This is a genomic window from Rhodococcus sp. 06-1460-1B (assembly GCF_002258475.1).
Lineage (GTDB): Bacteria > Actinomycetota > Actinomycetes > Mycobacteriales > Mycobacteriaceae > Rhodococcoides > Rhodococcoides fascians.
Genome location: NZ_NOYS01000026.1, coordinates 61,729 through 76,822 on the forward strand (window position 1 = coordinate 61,729; position 15,094 = coordinate 76,822).

At 65.0% G+C, this 15,094-nt stretch carries 14 protein-coding genes; 10 read left to right on the forward strand and 4 right to left on the reverse strand.

All coding sequences use genetic code 11. The annotated features are described in order from the left end of the window. Positions 1-53: 53 nt before the first annotated feature. On the forward strand, positions 54-1,199 hold the full coding sequence (locus tag CH268_RS14755; RefSeq protein WP_176457048.1) for an NADH:flavin oxidoreductase: 1,146 nt from the start codon (positions 54-56) through the stop codon (positions 1,197-1,199). Between the two features lie 190 nt (positions 1,200-1,389). Here CH268_RS14755 and CH268_RS14760 read toward each other — a convergent pair whose 3' ends face one another. Beyond that, positions 1,390-1,905, reverse strand: coding sequence for a CGNR zinc finger domain-containing protein (locus CH268_RS14760; RefSeq protein ID WP_094664848.1), 516 nt, complete (start codon positions 1,903-1,905; stop codon positions 1,390-1,392). An 86-nt stretch (positions 1,906-1,991) separates the two neighbouring features. Between CH268_RS14760 and CH268_RS14765 the strand changes: the two genes are divergently transcribed. Together CH268_RS14765 and CH268_RS14770 are read left to right on the forward strand one after the other, a co-directional pair. Further along, complete coding sequence (locus CH268_RS14765) at positions 1,992-2,873, forward strand: alpha/beta fold hydrolase (RefSeq protein WP_094664850.1); 882 nt, start codon at positions 1,992-1,994, stop codon at positions 2,871-2,873. Between the two features lie 134 nt (positions 2,874-3,007). Then, positions 3,008-4,828 (forward strand): pyridoxamine 5'-phosphate oxidase family protein, encoded by a 1,821-nt coding sequence (locus CH268_RS14770; RefSeq protein WP_176457956.1) that lies wholly within the window; start codon positions 3,008-3,010, stop codon positions 4,826-4,828. Positions 4,829-4,852: 24 nt separating this feature from the next. Here CH268_RS14770 and CH268_RS14775 read toward each other — a convergent pair whose 3' ends face one another. Further along, positions 4,853-6,853: an HNH endonuclease signature motif containing protein gene (locus tag CH268_RS14775; protein ID WP_176457957.1), complete on the reverse strand. Its 2,001-nt coding sequence runs from the start codon at positions 6,851-6,853 to the stop codon at positions 4,853-4,855. Between the two features lie 211 nt (positions 6,854-7,064). Here CH268_RS14775 and CH268_RS14780 point away from each other — a divergent pair, with 211 nt between their 5' ends. Together CH268_RS14780 and CH268_RS14785 are read left to right on the forward strand one after the other, a co-directional pair. Beyond that, positions 7,065-8,030, forward strand: a complete 966-nt coding sequence (locus CH268_RS14780) for an arsenic resistance protein (RefSeq protein ID WP_176457958.1) — start codon at positions 7,065-7,067, stop codon at positions 8,028-8,030. A 9-nt stretch (positions 8,031-8,039) separates the two neighbouring features. Next, positions 8,040-8,294 carry a hypothetical protein gene (locus CH268_RS14785; protein ID WP_094664856.1) on the forward strand — a complete coding sequence of 85 codons (255 nt, stop codon included), beginning with the start codon at positions 8,040-8,042 and terminating at the stop codon, positions 8,292-8,294. Here the strand turns inward: CH268_RS14785 and CH268_RS14790 are convergent. Then, complete coding sequence (locus CH268_RS14790; protein WP_176457959.1) at positions 8,291-9,073, reverse strand: IclR family transcriptional regulator; 783 nt, start codon at positions 9,071-9,073, stop codon at positions 8,291-8,293. The two genes, CH268_RS14785 and CH268_RS14790, sit on opposite strands and share 4 nt — an antisense overlap. Before the next feature lie 141 nt (positions 9,074-9,214). Here CH268_RS14790 and CH268_RS14795 point away from each other — a divergent pair, with 141 nt between their 5' ends. Both CH268_RS14795 and CH268_RS14800 read left to right on the forward strand, forming a co-directional pair. After that, positions 9,215-9,976, forward strand: a complete 762-nt coding sequence (locus CH268_RS14795; RefSeq protein ID WP_094664860.1) for a CoA transferase subunit A — start codon at positions 9,215-9,217, stop codon at positions 9,974-9,976. Beyond that, positions 9,973-10,611 (forward strand): 3-oxoacid CoA-transferase subunit B, encoded by a 639-nt coding sequence (locus CH268_RS14800; RefSeq protein ID WP_094664862.1) that lies wholly within the window; start codon positions 9,973-9,975, stop codon positions 10,609-10,611. The genes CH268_RS14795 and CH268_RS14800 overlap by 4 nt, the downstream gene beginning before the upstream one ends. A 72-nt stretch (positions 10,612-10,683) precedes the next feature. On the opposite strand, the gene CH268_RS14805 is transcribed toward CH268_RS14800, so the two are convergent. After that, the gene (locus CH268_RS14805) at positions 10,684-11,532 is read right to left on the reverse strand and encodes an aldo/keto reductase (protein WP_032364727.1); all 849 of its coding nucleotides are present in this window, start codon (positions 11,530-11,532) and stop codon (positions 10,684-10,686) included. Positions 11,533-11,586: 54 nt separating this feature from the next. On the opposite strand from CH268_RS14805, the gene CH268_RS14810 reads away from it, so the two are divergent. Genes CH268_RS14810 through surE form a run of 3 tightly spaced genes read left to right on the forward strand, consistent with a single transcriptional unit; the run spans position 11,587 to position 15,017 of the window. Beyond that, positions 11,587-13,260: a phospholipase D family protein gene (locus CH268_RS14810; protein WP_027494426.1), complete on the forward strand. Its 1,674-nt coding sequence runs from the start codon at positions 11,587-11,589 to the stop codon at positions 13,258-13,260. Between the two features lie 57 nt (positions 13,261-13,317). Beyond that, positions 13,318-14,271 (forward strand): 1-phosphofructokinase family hexose kinase, encoded by a 954-nt coding sequence (locus tag CH268_RS14815; protein ID WP_094664864.1) that lies wholly within the window; start codon positions 13,318-13,320, stop codon positions 14,269-14,271. Continuing rightward, positions 14,268-15,017, forward strand: coding sequence for a 5'/3'-nucleotidase SurE (gene surE, locus CH268_RS14820; protein WP_094664866.1), 750 nt, complete (start codon positions 14,268-14,270; stop codon positions 15,015-15,017). The genes CH268_RS14815 and surE overlap by 4 nt, the downstream gene beginning before the upstream one ends. The last annotated feature ends 77 nt before the right edge of the window (positions 15,018-15,094 follow it).

Genomic DNA, 15,094 nt, shown 5'->3' on the forward strand with positions numbered 1-15,094 from the left:
CTAACAGTCAGGGAGGGGGAATAGCTCGGACTCCGGCCAGGTTGTGCGCAGGCGTGACCGAAACTGCAACGACAACACCGCACCTGTCCACCGCTGGACTCTTCGAGCCGTTCGAGGTCAAGTCGCTGAAGCTGCGCAACCGCTTCGCCATGGCGCCGATGACGAGGGCGTTCTCGCCCGACGGCATCCCCGGCCCGGACGTGGCGGAGTACTACCGCAAACGTGCAGCAGGCGGCACCGGCCTCATCATCACCGAGGGCACGTATATCCCCGACCCCGCCGCAGGACCGCACACCCGCGTACCGAGGATCTACGGCGACGCCAGCCTCGACGGATGGAAGGGCGTCGTCGATGCAGTCCACGCCGAGGGCAGCGCGATCATCCCGCAGCTGTGGCACCTGGGAGTCGAGCGCGGCACCGAGCCACGCCTGTTCCCCGACGTCACCACCGTCAGCCCGTCCGGCATCGCTCTCGACGGCTCCTCGGTCGGTCGCGCCTTCACCGACGCCGATCTCGACGAACTGACCTCGCACTGGGTTCAGGCTGCCGTCAACGCGAAGAACACCGGCTTCGACGGCCTGGAACTGCACGGTGCTCACGGTTACCTTCTCGACGAATTCCTCTGGGCAACAACCAATGTGCGTGACGACGAATTCGGCGGATCTCTGGAGGCCCGCACCCGCTTCCCCGCACAGGTTGTCGCTGCGATCCGCGCCGCGGTGGGTGAGGACTTCGCGATCGTCTACCGCTTCTCGCAGTGGAAGAGCAACCACTTCGACGCTCGACTCGCAGAGAACCCGGCCGAACTCGATCGCGTCCTCACGCCGCTGGTCGAAGCAGGCGTGGACGTACTGCATGCTTCGACTCGTCGGCACTGGGATCCGGCATTCCCCGAACTGGACGGAGTGGACGGCAAGCTCGGTCTGGCCGGTTGGACGCGCAAGCTCACCGGCGTTCCGACCATCACCGTCGGCTCCGTGGGCCTCGATTCGGTGTTCACCTCGGCATGGTCGGAGGACGCGGCCTCCGGTGTGACGGGATTGGACGCGCTGGCGGGCCAGTTCCAGGACGGCGAGTTCGATCTGGTGGCTGTCGGACGCGCGCTGCTCTCCGATCCGGAGTGGGTGAACAAGGTCGGCGACGGCCGCGTCGACGAGCGCATCGAATTCACGCGCGACCACATTCGGAACCTGGTCTGACGCCCCCAGCCCTGGTCGCCCTCGGGTCCTAGCGCCCGAGAGCGACTCTCACCTCCTGCACGACGAGCCCACGATCGGTCGGTCGTGGGCTCGCGTGTTGCGCCCGAGCAGGAGACGGCACACCCCGCGCCGGCCAGCAGAATGTTCGCGACGAGGGCGATCGCCCTGCGCCCGCTGCGGCGCGCGACAATCAGTCGCCCGCTGCCCGAGCACGGTGCCGTCGGGCCTTCATCTTGTTGCCACACGTGGCCATCGAACACCACCGCGCGGTGCCCGCACGGGAGCGATCCAGGAGAAACAGGCGGCACTCGTCATTCGCACACGGACGCAGTGCGCCGGGAATAGTCTCACGAATCTCCGCCCAGGCCAGCACTATTCGCGCAGCCAGTCGGCGATCCTCGGCTACCTGCAGATTCCAGTCCAGCGCGTCATCGGTCAGCACCGGCACCCGCGAGAGGCCATCCAAGTACGTTCTCAGCGACGACGGTGACGCCTCACCCCGCACCACCCGCTGAAGGTCGTCACGCACAGCGCGACACACCTGAAGCTCCTCGGCGCTTCCGGTCCCGCCGCGTGCACTCAGCCAGTCTCGGCCGTCGGCGTCGCCCGCCAAGAGATCGATCGGCTGATCATCCACGACCGGTGTGGTGTTGAGCAGGTCGATCAGCAGCGCTTCGTCGATCGCCCGTGCTTCCGCGGTGTCCATGTAACCATCATAGACCGCTTGACAGGTTACGGCCAGTGTGGTTCCGTCATCGGAGTAACCACATCAACTACCTATAGGGGTTATTCATGGTCGCCGTTCATCACCACACCACCACCGTCGACGGACTCGAAGTCTTCTACCGCGAGGCCGGCAATCCCGCCGATCCCACCATCGTGCTGCTGCACGGAACACCCTCGAGCTCTTTCATGTTCCGCCACCTCATCCCGTTGTTGGGCAAGCATTTTCACGTGATCGCACCCGACCTCATCGGCTTCGGATACTCGTCAGCTCCATCCGTCGACAACTTCGACTACACCTTCGACACGCTCACCGCGGTGACCGATCACCTCCTCGAGCAGCTGGGTCTCGACCGGTACGCGATCTACACCCAGGACTACGGCGCACCCGTCGGATGGCGTCTCGCCCTCAGCCATCCCGATCGCATCACCGCCATCGTCACTCAGAACGGAAATGCCTACGAGGAAGGGTTCGTCGACTCGTTCTGGGCTCCTCTATGGACCTACGCGAATAACCGCACACCGGAAACCGCGGCTCCGCTGCGCGAAGCGCTCGAACTGGACGCGGTCCGATGGCAGTACGTCCACGGTGTCTCCGATTCGACGCTCCTGAGTCCCGACGCTTGGATCCACGACCACACGCTACTCACCCGCCCCGGCATCGACGAGATCCAACTGCGGCTGTTCGCCGACTATCCGACCAACGTCCGCCTGTATCCCGCGGTACAGCGCTACTTTCGCGATTGTCGTCCCCCACTCCTTGCTGTCTGGGGCAAGAACGACGAAATCTTCGGACCCGACGGCGCGCGCGCGTTCCTGCGCGATCTCCCCGACGCGGAAATTCATCTACTGGACGGGGGCCACTTCCTCCTCGAAAGCCACCTCGACGACGTCGCCACCCTGATCACCACCTTCCTGCACCGATCTTCCGGGGCGCGACACGCAGCCTGATAGAGAACTTGTTCTCGATTCCGCACCAGTTGTTCCCAATAGCCATGTATGCCAACAGCCTCGGAGAAAGGCCAGACGTCGTGCGAGCAGATGACGACCACATGCCGAGCCAGTGGCATCCAGGGGAGGAGACGATGCACCGTCTTCTGCAGGTGCCGTACGAGGACAACCCCACTGTCCCAGGGCTGCCCGCCGCATACGGACCCTGGATGAGCCGGAGCCCACTCGTGGCGCTGGGGACGATCGGCGTCGACGGCCGTGTGTGGACAACGCTGCTCGGAGGCGCTCCGGGAACAGCAACCGTGGCCTCGGACAGTGTTCTCCGAGTGAGGTTTCGGACCCGGCTCGAACCTCGTCCCGCAGATCCGGGCGCTCACTGGACGGGTACCGACCCAGTGCTCGAGGGTCTCGTGGGCGACGAAGCCACGAACGGACGAGGAAAGCTGGTCTCGGGCCTCGTCATCGATCTCGAGCACAGGGGCCGGGTCAAGATCGCAGGACGGCTGCACGACGCGATGGTGCTGGAAAGGCGAACGGACACAACGCCTTCGGAGACCAGCGAATCTATCGACGTACAGGTGAATGTCGCAGTCGACGAAACCCTCGGAAACTGCCCCAAATATCTGAACAAGCGGGCGATAACACCCTACGCATCATCTCCGCAGTTGATCACCGATTCACTCCCGCTACCAGCCGACGCCCTCGCCCTCATCGGCAGATCCGACACGTTCCTCATCTCCAGCCGACACGGCGCCCACAGCATGGACACCAACATCCGCGGTGGGGCACCAGGATTCGTCCGGGTATTCAGTAACTCCGACACGGAGGGCGTGACCCTGGTGTACCCGGAGTACTCGGGGAACCGCCTCTACCAGACGTTGGGAAACATCACTTCCGACCGGGCAGTGGGACTCACCTTCCCCGATTTCGACACCGGCGACATCCTCTACCTGACGGGACGCGCAGAGGTACTGATCGGAGATGCCGCTGAAAGCGTTCTGCCACATAGCAGTATGGCTGTACGGATCGATATCGAGGCAGTGCGCTTCGTAAGAGAGGGCCTTGCATTCCGAGGCACGCTGCTCGACCCGTCGCCGTACAACCCGCCGGTTCGAAGATTGGCCCGCGAGGTCGGAGGTTCGGGCCGGCGGCCCAGATCAGCGGACAGAATGCTTGCCTCGCTGATCCACAAGCTGCCGATCACACCGACGATATCGCGCTACACATTCCGGCTTTCTCCGGGCGAGTCGTCGACGCCGGTGCGATGGAGTGCAGGGCAACACGTCACCCTCGACTTCTCGCATCGACTCGATCGTGGCTGGTCGCACATGCGCGATCATGACCCGAGCTCCCTCAACGACGACTTCATCAGAACGTTCACGGTGTCCAGCGAACCGAACACTTCGGGCAGCAATGTATTCGAGATAACCGTTCGGGAGCACGGACCGGTCAGCCGCCTGCTGTCGCGGTGGACTCCAGGGTCGGACCTGGCCGTCCCTGTCATGGGCTTCGGCGGCGAGGACGACACCAGATACGCCGATACGCAGCCCGATACCGACGACGTAGTGGTCGTGGCATCGGGGATCGGGATCACGCCCTTCATGGCGCAGGCGCATGCTGCCCACGAATCCGGACTCGCGCTGACCCTGCTGTGGAGCATCCGCGCAGAGGACCTGGCTCTCGCCGTCGACGTCATCGAGCAGGTCGGCCACTTGGGGATGGCGATCACGGTGTTCATCACCGGACAGTTGGACACCGACGGGCATGCCAAGGCACGCACTCTCGAACAGCTCCGAGCCCGGACATACGTACGACGAATGACCGAGTCCGACGTCAAAGCCGTAGGCCACGTGGGGCGAAGGCAGTTCTATGTGTGCGCGGATCGGCCTCTGCACCAAGCAGTTCTGGAGTGGGTGGCCGGTGAAGATGTCAGGTTCGAGGCGTTCGACTACTGAACGCTGCACCTAAGAACGCGGCCTCTAGAAGGGCGGTGCTGCCGTGTCGTCTGTCTCGGGCTGTTCGTTGTCCGGTGGGTCGGGGTAGGCAATGATGCCGGATCGTTTGGGCTTGGTGGGTATGTACGGTCGGAGGTCGTTGCCAATGATGGGTACGGCTGTTCCGTTGGCGGGCAGGGTGATTCGGGTGGTCTTCGAGGTGGAGGTCCACAGGGTGGCGCCGCCTGGGAGCATGACGGCTTTCCAGTAGCCTGCGGTTTTGACGCTGTGGTGGTATTCGCAGAGGCATTGGAGGTTGTTGACTGTCGTCCAGCCGCCGCCGAGTGGATTGGCGTGATCGAAGGCGATGATGTGGTCGAGTTGGCAGCGTTCGGCAGGTCGGTGGCAGCCGGGGAAACGGCAATGGCGGTCGCGTAGCCGGACTGCCGCGGTGGTGAGGGCGTCGGGCCGGTAGATCAGGGCTCGGTCGGTGAGTGGGTCGCGTCGGACGGACTTGCCGAGGGTGGGGTCGGCGGCGATGGCGGCTTCGAGGGCTGCGGCCAGGGATGCGTTGCCGAGATAGACGCCTGAGGAAGTGCGCTGTGCGGTGCGGCCTGCGGGGCGGATCGTCGGGTTGTCGGGGCGGACCTCCGAGGATAGGTCGAGGGCAGAGCTGTGCCGTGTGCCCCTGCCGACGGGTGTGTGAGTACAGAACAGGGCTGCGGAGGCCGCCAAGGCATTCCGACGTCGTTGCCGGTGCTGGGTCTCGTCGTAGTCGGTCGGCTCAGGCGGTATCGGGGCTGGCTTCGAATGCGATTCTGCTGCAACCGAACCCGAACCCTGGCCCGGCCCCGCGCCGGGATGCGGTCCTGGGTCCGGGAGCGACGGTGGCGGAACCGAAGGTGGCGGTATCGACGGTACTGGCGCTGCTGTGTTCGTTGCGGTGCCAGTGCCAGTGCCAGTGCCAGTCCGCGTTACTCGCGTATCCGCTTCCGCGTTGGTTTGTGTCGCGTCGGGCTCTGTCGCGTCAGGCTCTGTCGCGTCAGGCTCTGCCGCATCGGGCTCTGCCGGCTCGGGCTCTGTCGCACTCGGCTCGGCTGTTGTTTCTGCCGAGCGTTGTTCCCATTCCCCGGTTTCCGGGTTCTGCACTGCCAGTCCGAGTGTCTCGGCGAGGGTCACCGCCTCGGTGAGCAGGATCTGCCAGTGACTGTTGCGCGCCAACTCCCGCGCGAGGTCGGGATCGATGGATCCGTGCCCGGCCAGGTACGCCGGATTCGCGAGCAGTCCGATCAGCGTCGCGATATCGACAGTGACCATCGTCAACGGCACCCGACGGTCCGGCAGCTCTGCATCTTTCTTCGGGCAGTCCTCACGTTGACACAGGCATTCCAGCCGGGGTTCTCCGTGCATCCGCGCCATGAAGGCGTCACACAGCCGATCTTGTTTGCCGCGTGGGTCTTTCGGGCAGAGCGTGTCGGCCATTTCCTCCAGGAGCTGCCATGCGGCCGCCGCTTCGGGGGCGGTCAATTCTGCTCGGATCCGGGCCAATTCCCCAGCCGGGGCGTAGGAAACATTGCGGAACTTTTTCGCGAACTCCCGCAACGCTGCTGCTTCCTCCGGCGCGACCCGCAGAAGAATGTCCCAGATCTCCTTCTCCAAAGGCCCCGGTGACGACCGTCGGGCCGCCTCGACGATCTCGTCCTCGACCGACCTCACGATGTCGTCCGAGAGGTTGTCGAGGATCCGGCACACCACCCTCACTCGCGGAAGATCGATCTCCCCAGCCTCGAATGCCTTCTTCACCAGCGGCAGTCGAGTGTGCAGGGCGACCCCGACCGAGACATACGCCTCGGCGACCGTCGCCGAACACCCCAACGCCACCGCCATCTCGGTGCGCCCATACCGGCTGTAGTGCTTGTGCTTGGTGTCGAGAGTGATCCAGCTCCGATGGACGTCGTAGCACGCGGAAATCTTGCGAGCCGCCAGCCGATTCTCTTCCCGCGCAGCAGCGGTCAACGCATCCAACGACACCGTCGGTATCGCCATCTCTTCACCCCCCAGTGAATCGAAACAAGAACGCATGTTCGAACTGAAAGAAGAGTATCCCGACCCACCGACAAGAACGCCGGACCCGTCGAACCCCAGGTCGTCGGACCGACGCGGCGATGATCGCGTACCCGAGCCACATCCCCCGAATACTCGACAACGCCTATCCTCGGTACGTGCCCACCCTCTGCACTTCATCGACGAGTACCACGTGACCGGTTCGGCAGTGGCGTGGCTCGAGAAGTTCCAGATCCCGCTGTATCTACTGGCGTTGGCCGTCGGAGTTGTTGTCGGGTTGGCGGCACCGGCATCGGCTCCCGCATTCGAGATCGCCATCAATCCGGTGCTGATCGTCTTGCTCTACGCAACGTTCCTCGCAGTTCCGTTCTCCGCCATCGGCGATTCGCTACGCGACCGGAATTTCTTGCTGAGCGTCGTGGTGCTCAATTTCGTACTCGTCCCGATCGTCGTGTTCGCACTGACCCGGTTCGTTGCGAGTAACGAAGCGGTGCTCGTCGGGATACTTCTCGTGCTGTTGGCTCCGTGCATCGACTACGTCATCGTCTTCAGCGGATTGGCCGGGGCGGCATCGGAACGACTTCTCGCCGCTGCTCCATTACTGATGCTGCTGCAGATCGCGTTCTTGCCGCTCTACCTCTGGTTGTTCGTCGGACCCGACCTGGTGAAGATCATCGACGTCGCACCGTTCGTCGAGGCGTTCGTCCTACTGATCGCGCTGCCACTGACATTGGCTGCGGCAACGCAGTGGTTGGCACGACGCACACGCCTCGGCACTCGCATAATGGACGCCATGGCAGCGGCAATGGTGCCGATCATGATGGCGACCCTCGCAGTCGTCGTCGCATCTCAGGTCGACGCAGTCCGCAGCGAGGCATCTCAGCTGATCGCAGCAGTGCCGATCTTCGTGGCGTTTCTGGTCGTCATGGCCGTCGTGGGACTCGCGACGGCTCGGGTCACCCGCCAGGACGTGCCCGCGACCCGGGCTTTGATCTTCTCCGGGGCGACCCGGAACTCGCTGGTGGTGCTGCCTCTCGCGCTCGCGCTGCCGCCGGCTCTTTCCCTCGCCGCAGTGGTCGTGGTGACGCAGACGTTGGTGGAGCTGATCGGCATGATCGCGTACGTCAGAATTGTTCCTCGCCTCGCACGGGCGACTTAGACTCCGTACATGACCGAACCCACGCCATCCGACCTGACCGCACTACGTGCACGGGCTGCGGGCGGTGACCAGGACGCGATCGACGAATTGGTGGAGCAGGGCACCGTCGACGACCTGCGTTCACTTGCCGCAGCCGGCAACAGCGACGCCGTCGACATGCTCGTCGAACGCGCCGGAGAGCGCGAGGACCGCGACGAACTGCAGCGACTGGCAGCCGGCGGAAGTCAGGATGCCGCAGACATTCTCGAAGGACTGGACGGCTAGATCGGATCGGGACGGGTGCCCACCTGCAGGGTGAGCCGATGCGCGGCGTCGAGCAGCATCTTTCCCAACTCCCGACGTCTGTCCTCTCGAAACCTCGTTTCCACACCGGTCAGACTCAATGCCCATGCCGGCCTACGGCCGCGGTCGAACACCGCTGCGCCCAGTCCCCAGCTGCCTTCCACGAGCAATGCCGGGTTGACGGCGTAGCCCGAGGACCGCGTCAGCTCGATCCGGTGCCGAATCGCCGACTCCGAATGATCGGGTCCCCACTCGGGCACCAGATCGACGCCGTCCAGGTACTCGTCGACCTCGCGGTCCGGGAGATGGGCGAGAACGGCCAAGCCTGCGGAGGCCACCCCCAGCGGTAATCGGATGCCCTCGTACAGCACATGCGACCGTAGCGGGAAGCTGCCCTCCACCCGAAGCAGACACACTGTCTCGCCACCTCGACGCGCGGACAGGAACGCGCTCTCGCCGCTCCGCATTGCCAAGTCCTGCACGATATCTCGGGCCTGATCGGTGACGTCGTAGCGCAATGCGGCCATGGAGCCGAGGAGATAGATTTCCGGTCCCAGTGCCCACCGTCCGGTTCCCGTATCGCGGTCGACGAATCCCTCGTCGGCCAGTTCCGTCAACAGCCGATGAGCCGTCGGGCGCGCAACTCCAGCGGACCTCGCCAACTCGGTGGTCGAGGTACCGGTCGCCTCCGCCGCACTGGCGGCACGCAGCAGAGCACACACTTTGGCGATGACGCCTGCGTTGGCATCGAGCACAGTCACCGCACCACTGTACGTCCACTGAGTGAACGCTGATGCACTTCATGTTCGACATTCGAGCAGAATTTCCTAAAACAGCCGCGATGCGCGCTGGTCGAGTTCACTGGACCCATCGTTTGCTCAACGAACACATCAGGAGTTCACGTGACAGGAAAGACCTACGACTCCGCAGCCGACGCGGTGGCGGACATCGGTAGAGGAGCGACCATCGCGGTCGGCGGCTTCGGCCTGTGCGGCATCGCCGATGCCCTCATCGAGGCCATCGCCGACACCGACGCGGACGAATTGGAGGTGTTCTCCAACAACTGCGGCGTCGACGGCTACGGATTGGGAATTCTGTTGGCAGCCGGACGTATTCGCCGCGTCACTGCGTCGTACGTCGGCGAGAACAAGGAGTTCGCCCGGCAGTACCTCGCCGGCGAACTCGAAGTGGAACTGACACCGCAGGGCACGCTCGCCGAGCGTCTCCGCGCCGGCGGCACCGGCATTCCCGCCTTCTTCACCCCCGCCGGGGTCGGCAGCCCCATCGCCGACGGCGGAATGCCGTGGCGCTACAACGTCGACGGTTCCGTCTCGATCGAGTCACCGCCCAAGGAAACACGGGTGTTCGGCAACAAACGCTACGTGCTCGAGGAGGCGATCAACGCCGACTTCGCTCTCGTGCACGCCGAAATCGGCGACACCGCGGGAAATCTCGTGTTCGACAAGACAGCGATGAACTTCAATCCGCTGGCAGCGATGGCCGGCAGGATCACGATCGCTCAGGTGGAGAAGCTCGTCGAGCCGGGCGAAATCGACCCGGCCCAGGTGCATCTTCCCGGAGTGTTCGTCCAACGTGTCGTACATACCGGTCCACAGGACAAGCGCATCGAAAAGCGCACCGTCAGTTCAGGAGTTCGAGCATGACCGCAGGATGGACCCGAGACCGGATGGCCGAGCGTGCGGCGGCCGAGATGGTCGACGGCGAATACGTCAACCTCGGCATCGGCTTGCCGACGCTGATCCCGGGCTACCTCACCGACAAGGTGAACGTCACTCTGCATTCGGAGAACGGCATTCTCGGCACCGGCCCCTACCCCACCGAGGACGAGGTCGACGCCAACCTCATCAATGCCGGAAAGGAGACCGTCACCGTCAATCCCGGTGCGTCGTACTTCGATTCGTCGCTGAGCTTCGGCATGATCCGAGGCGGCCACATCGACACAGCCGTTCTCGGCGGCATGCAGGTCTCCCGAAACGGCGACCTCGCCAACTGGATGGTCCCCGGCAAGATGGTCAAGGGCATGGGCGGCGCGATGGACCTGGTGCACGGGGCTCGACGCGTCATCGTGGTCATGGAACACACAGACCGCGACGGCAATCCGAAGATCCTCGACGCGTGCACCCTGCCGCTGACCGGCCAGGGCGTCGTCGACCGCATCATCACCAACCTGGCCGTCATCGACGTCGTCGGCGACGGCACGCTGAAGCTGGTGGAACTGGCACCGGGCGTGACCACCGAACAGGTCATCGCCGCCACCGGATCAACCCTGAAGCACTGAAGCACCGACAGCCGTTCGAACAGCACCGTGGGCCCGAACGTCCGAAGACGTTCGGGCCCACAGTGTTACGTTCTAGTCCGGAATCATGTCGAACGTGTCCGGATTCGGACCGTTCCGGCCTTCCTCGCCCTTGTCGAGTGCGGTGATCGCATCGACGTCGGCCGAGCTCAGCTCGAAGTCGAAGATGTCGAAGTTGGCCTTCACTCGCTCCGGTGTCACCGACTTCGGGAAGATGATGTTGCCACGCTGAATGTGCCAGCGCAGCACTACCTGTGCAACGGATTTGCCTGCGGCGTCGGCGATTCGCTTCAGTTCCGCGTCGTCGAGAACGTTGCCCTGAGCGATCGGCGACCACGCCTCGGTGGGGATGGCATGTTCGCGGCCGTAGGCCCACACGTCGTGGTTGACGAAGTACGGGTGCACCTCGATCTGGTTCACCGCGGGAACCGTCTCGGTCTCTTCGGCGAGACGATCGAGGTGAGCGGGCTGGAAGTTCGAGACGCCGATGTTGCGGGCCCGGCCGTCTGCCGCGAACTCCTCCAACGTCTTCCACGTGGAGACGAAGTCGCCGTCGTACCGGGTGGGCAGCGGCCAGTGGATGAGGAAGAGATCGACGTAGTCGGTCCCGAGGTCGCTGAGCGTCTTGTCGAACGCCGAGCGCGCGTCGTCGGGCCGGTGGAAACCGTTGTTGAGCTTGCTGGTGACGAACACCGATTCGCGGTCGATGCCGGAGTTGCGAATGCCCTCGCCGACCTGCTTCTCGTTGCCGTACATCTGCGCGGTGTCGATGTGTCGGTAGCCGATCTCGAGCGCCGTTTCGACGGCCTTCGCGGTCTCGTCGGCGTCGATCTGAAAGACGCCGAAACCGAGCTGGGGAATCTGCTTGCCGTTTCTGAGCGTGACGTTGGGTACCTGAGTCATATCGCCGGGGTGCCCGCCCACTGTGGCCTTCAAACCGGGTGGAACAATGCCATCGTGATAGTGCAGCGCATCCGGCGCGTCGTTGACGGAGTTGCCGAGAAATTCGGTCGGTCCACCTCTGCTCTGACAGCTCCCGAGCGCAGTTTCGATCCGGGGCACCCGTGGTTCCTGACCGCGCCCGAGCGAGGCAACGACGACACCCGAATCTCGGCCTGGACCGAGGGCAATCGCGTCGAGAACCTCGTGCACGGCAAGACGTACTTCGCGGCACTCGCACGGGCCCTCGAGCAGACCGAGCGCGACGATCTGGTGCTCTTCACCGATTGGCGCGGGGACCCGGAGCAGCTGCTCACCGACGACGGCGTGACCGTCGAGGATGCCCTGGCCGCCGTCGCGCACCGCGGTGGCGTCGTCAAGGGGATGGTGTGGCGCTCCCACATGGAGACCCTCGGTTTCACCGGTCCGAAGAACCGCAAGCTCGCGCTGCGGCTGGAGGAGGCGGGCGGCGAGGTCATTCTGGACCAGCGCGTGCTGGTCACCGGGAGCCACCATCAGAAGTTCGTGGTCGTGCGGTACGGCAGGAAAGATCTGCCCGACGTCGCTTTCGTGGGCGGTATCGATCTGGCCCGTGCTCGACGCGACGACGCCGATCACTTCGGCGATCCCGTCTCGCGCCCCTTCCCGCCCGAGTACGGCGAGATTCCGGCGTGGCACGACGTGCAGGTGCAGATCGAGGGGCCCGCAGTCCGGGATGTGGAGGACGTCTTCCGCGAACGGTGGGAAGATCCCGCGGCGCTCTCGCGTCTACCGTGGCATGCCATTCCCGATTTCCTGCGCGGAGTCACGCGTGAACCGTCGGAGTTGCCACCCGCTGCCGCCGCCCCGGAGCCCCAGGGCACGTGCTCGGTTCAGCTGCTGCGTACCTACCCGCGTCGACGCCCCGCCTACCCGTTCGCGACGAGAGGCGAGCGCAGCGCGGCCCGTGCGTACGCCAAAGCCCTGGACCGTGCCACCGAGCTGATCTACATCGAGGATCAATATCTGTGGTCCGTCGACGTCGCGCGCGTGTTCGCCGCGGCACTGCGCCGCAAGCCGAACCTGCGGCTGGTGGTGGTGGTCCCCAAGCACCTCGACGACGACAGTAACTTGACCATTCCCTCTGCGCTGCTGGGACACTCGGCGGCGCTCGGGGTCATCCGCGCAGCCGGCGGTGACCGCGTACTGGTACTCGACATCGAAAACGACCGTGGCATACCGGTATACGTGCACTCGAAGGTCTGCATCATCGACGACGTGTGGGCGGCAGTGGGGTCGGACAACTTCAATCGCCGCTCCTGGACCCATGATTCGGAGCTGACCGCGGCCATTGTCGACGAGCAGCGCGACGATCGGGCACCCTTGGACCCAGCAGGCCTCGGCGACGGCGCCAGAACCCACGCGCGCAACCTGAGACTCGAACTGATCCGCGAACACCTCGGGCGGGCCGACGGCGACGACGCCGACCTCGTCGACCCGCAGCAGTTCTTCGACGTGATCTCGGCGAGCGCGACGGCCCTGGACAACTGGCACCGCAACCCGTCCGCGAAGCCCCGGCCCGTCGGCCGACTGCGAATGCACGAGATCACGGTGCCGCCCGTCTGGCAGCAGCGACTTGCCGCACTCGCCTACCGGTTGTTCGTCGACCCCGACGGACGCCCTATCGGGATGCGCCTGCGTCGTCGATTCTGAGTCCACGTTTTCGAGTTGTAGCTGTTTCGGACCTGACATATCGGGCATTCGCTCACGATGTCCACCTCCTCTCGCGCACCGAGCGCGCTCGTCTTCGCGCCGTCCCCACTACTGACGGTGACCCTCGACGCTGCCCCCAACGGCAGTACCGAACTGCACGTGCACGCGGGCGGTCAGGGTCACTGGATCGCCAGGATGGCGTCGGTGCTCGGTCTCGACGTCACTCTGGCCGGGGTGTTCGGCGGCGAGATCGGTGCCGTATTGCGGGGCATCGTCGAGAGCGAGGGCATCTCCGTCGTCTCCGTCGACATCGGCCAGGAAAGCGGCTCCTACGTGCACGATCGCCGAAGCGGAGAGCGCGAGGTACTGGCCACGGTCGATCCGCCGCCGCTGGCCAGGCACGCGCTCGACGACCTGTTCGGCGCGGCACTGGCCACCGGTGCCCGCAGCGACGTGGCAATTCTCGGCGGTCCGCACGCCGACAACATCGTGCCTGCGGAGGTGTACGAGCGGCTGTGTGCCGACCTGCGCGCACTCGAGGTCCCGGTGGTCGCCGACCTGTCGGGCCCCACCATGCTGGCCGCCCTCGCCGGCGGCCTCACGGTGCTCAAGGTCAGCCACGAGGACCTCATTGCCGACGGCGGAGCCGAGTCCGAGGACCCGAAGCACCTGATCGATGCGATGCGAAAGATGCACGACGACGGTGCCGAGGTGGTCGTGATCTCCCGAGCGGGAGACCCCGCCCTGGCGTTGGTCGACGGGGACGTGCTGGAGATCGTCACCCCGGGTCTACAGATGGTCGACCACCACGGCGCAGGCGATTCGATGAGCGCCGGCATCGCCGCCGGAATCGCTCAGGGACTGTCGATGCCGGAGGCGCTCCGGCTGGGCGGAGGCGCGGGCACGGCCAACGTCACCCGCCGCGGCCTCGGTAGCGGCCGAAAAGACCTGGTTCTCGGACTCACCGAATCGGTCGACGTGCGTCCGTACGGCAAGGCGGGCAAGAAATGAGGGCGCTGATCACCAACGACGACGGTGTGGACAGCGCAGGCATCGCGCTGCTGGCGCGGGTCGCGCTCGACGCCGGCCTCGACGTCGTGGTGGCCGCTCCCCACGAGGAACGCAGCGGTGCCAGTGCATCGCTGACGGGGATGGGCGTCGACGATCACCTGGGTATCGAGCGAACCGAGATCGAGGGGCTGCGCGGTGTCGAAGTGTATGCGGTACAGGCCTCACCGGCCCTCATCGCGTTCGTCGCCACCCGAGGTGCCTTCGGCGCTCCACCCGACGTGGTCCTCTCCGGCATCAATCACGGCCCCAATACCGGTGCGGCCGTACTGCATTCGGGCACGGTGGGCGCGGCGCTGACCGCATTGACGCACGGGGTTCCCGCCATGGCGCTGTCGTCGCTCGCCACCCGGCCGTCGCACTGGGACACCGCCGAACACGTCGCGCATCTGGCGGTGACATGGATGATCTCGCATCTGACCGTCGATGCGGTCGTCAACGTCAACATTCCCGACGTTGCACGGTCGGATTTCGCCGGGATCGTTCCGGCCTCGCTGGCCCGATACGGCGCGGTGCAGGCCGAAATAGGCGATCGCGGAGAAGATTTCGTCACCGTCCGGTTCGACGAGATCCACGCCGAGGACGACGACTCCGACGCCTCCCTACTGGCACGGAACTGGGCGACCGTCACCGCGCTGCGTCCCCCGAGCGAGGTGGACAGTATCGATCTGTCGACGCTGCGTGAGTGAGCTCGGTGCGGTGGACCCGAATGTGTCGGTGCCCTCGGGCACACTGGGAACCATCACCGCACATGCCACGGACCTAG

Coding starts and splice junctions, on each gene's coding strand:
- CH268_RS14760 (WP_094664848.1), bottom strand. CDS start 1,905: ATGGACACCGCGGAAGCACGGGCGATCGACGAAGCGCTGCTGATCGAC.
- CH268_RS14765 (WP_094664850.1), top strand. CDS start 1,992: ATGGTCGCCGTTCATCACCACACCACCACCGTCGACGGACTCGAAGTC.
- CH268_RS14770 (WP_176457956.1), top strand. CDS start 3,008: ATGCACCGTCTTCTGCAGGTGCCGTACGAGGACAACCCCACTGTCCCA.
- CH268_RS14775 (WP_176457957.1), bottom strand. CDS start 6,853: ATGGCGATACCGACGGTGTCGTTGGATGCGTTGACCGCTGCTGCGCGG.
- CH268_RS14785 (WP_094664856.1), top strand. CDS start 8,040: ATGACCGAACCCACGCCATCCGACCTGACCGCACTACGTGCACGGGCT.
- CH268_RS14800 (WP_094664862.1), top strand. CDS start 9,973: ATGACCGCAGGATGGACCCGAGACCGGATGGCCGAGCGTGCGGCGGCC.
- CH268_RS14805 (WP_032364727.1), bottom strand. CDS start 11,532: ATGACTCAGGTACCCAACGTCACGCTCAGAAACGGCAAGCAGATTCCC.
- CH268_RS14815 (WP_094664864.1), top strand. CDS start 13,318: ATGTCCACCTCCTCTCGCGCACCGAGCGCGCTCGTCTTCGCGCCGTCC.
- surE (WP_094664866.1), top strand. CDS start 14,268: ATGAGGGCGCTGATCACCAACGACGACGGTGTGGACAGCGCAGGCATC.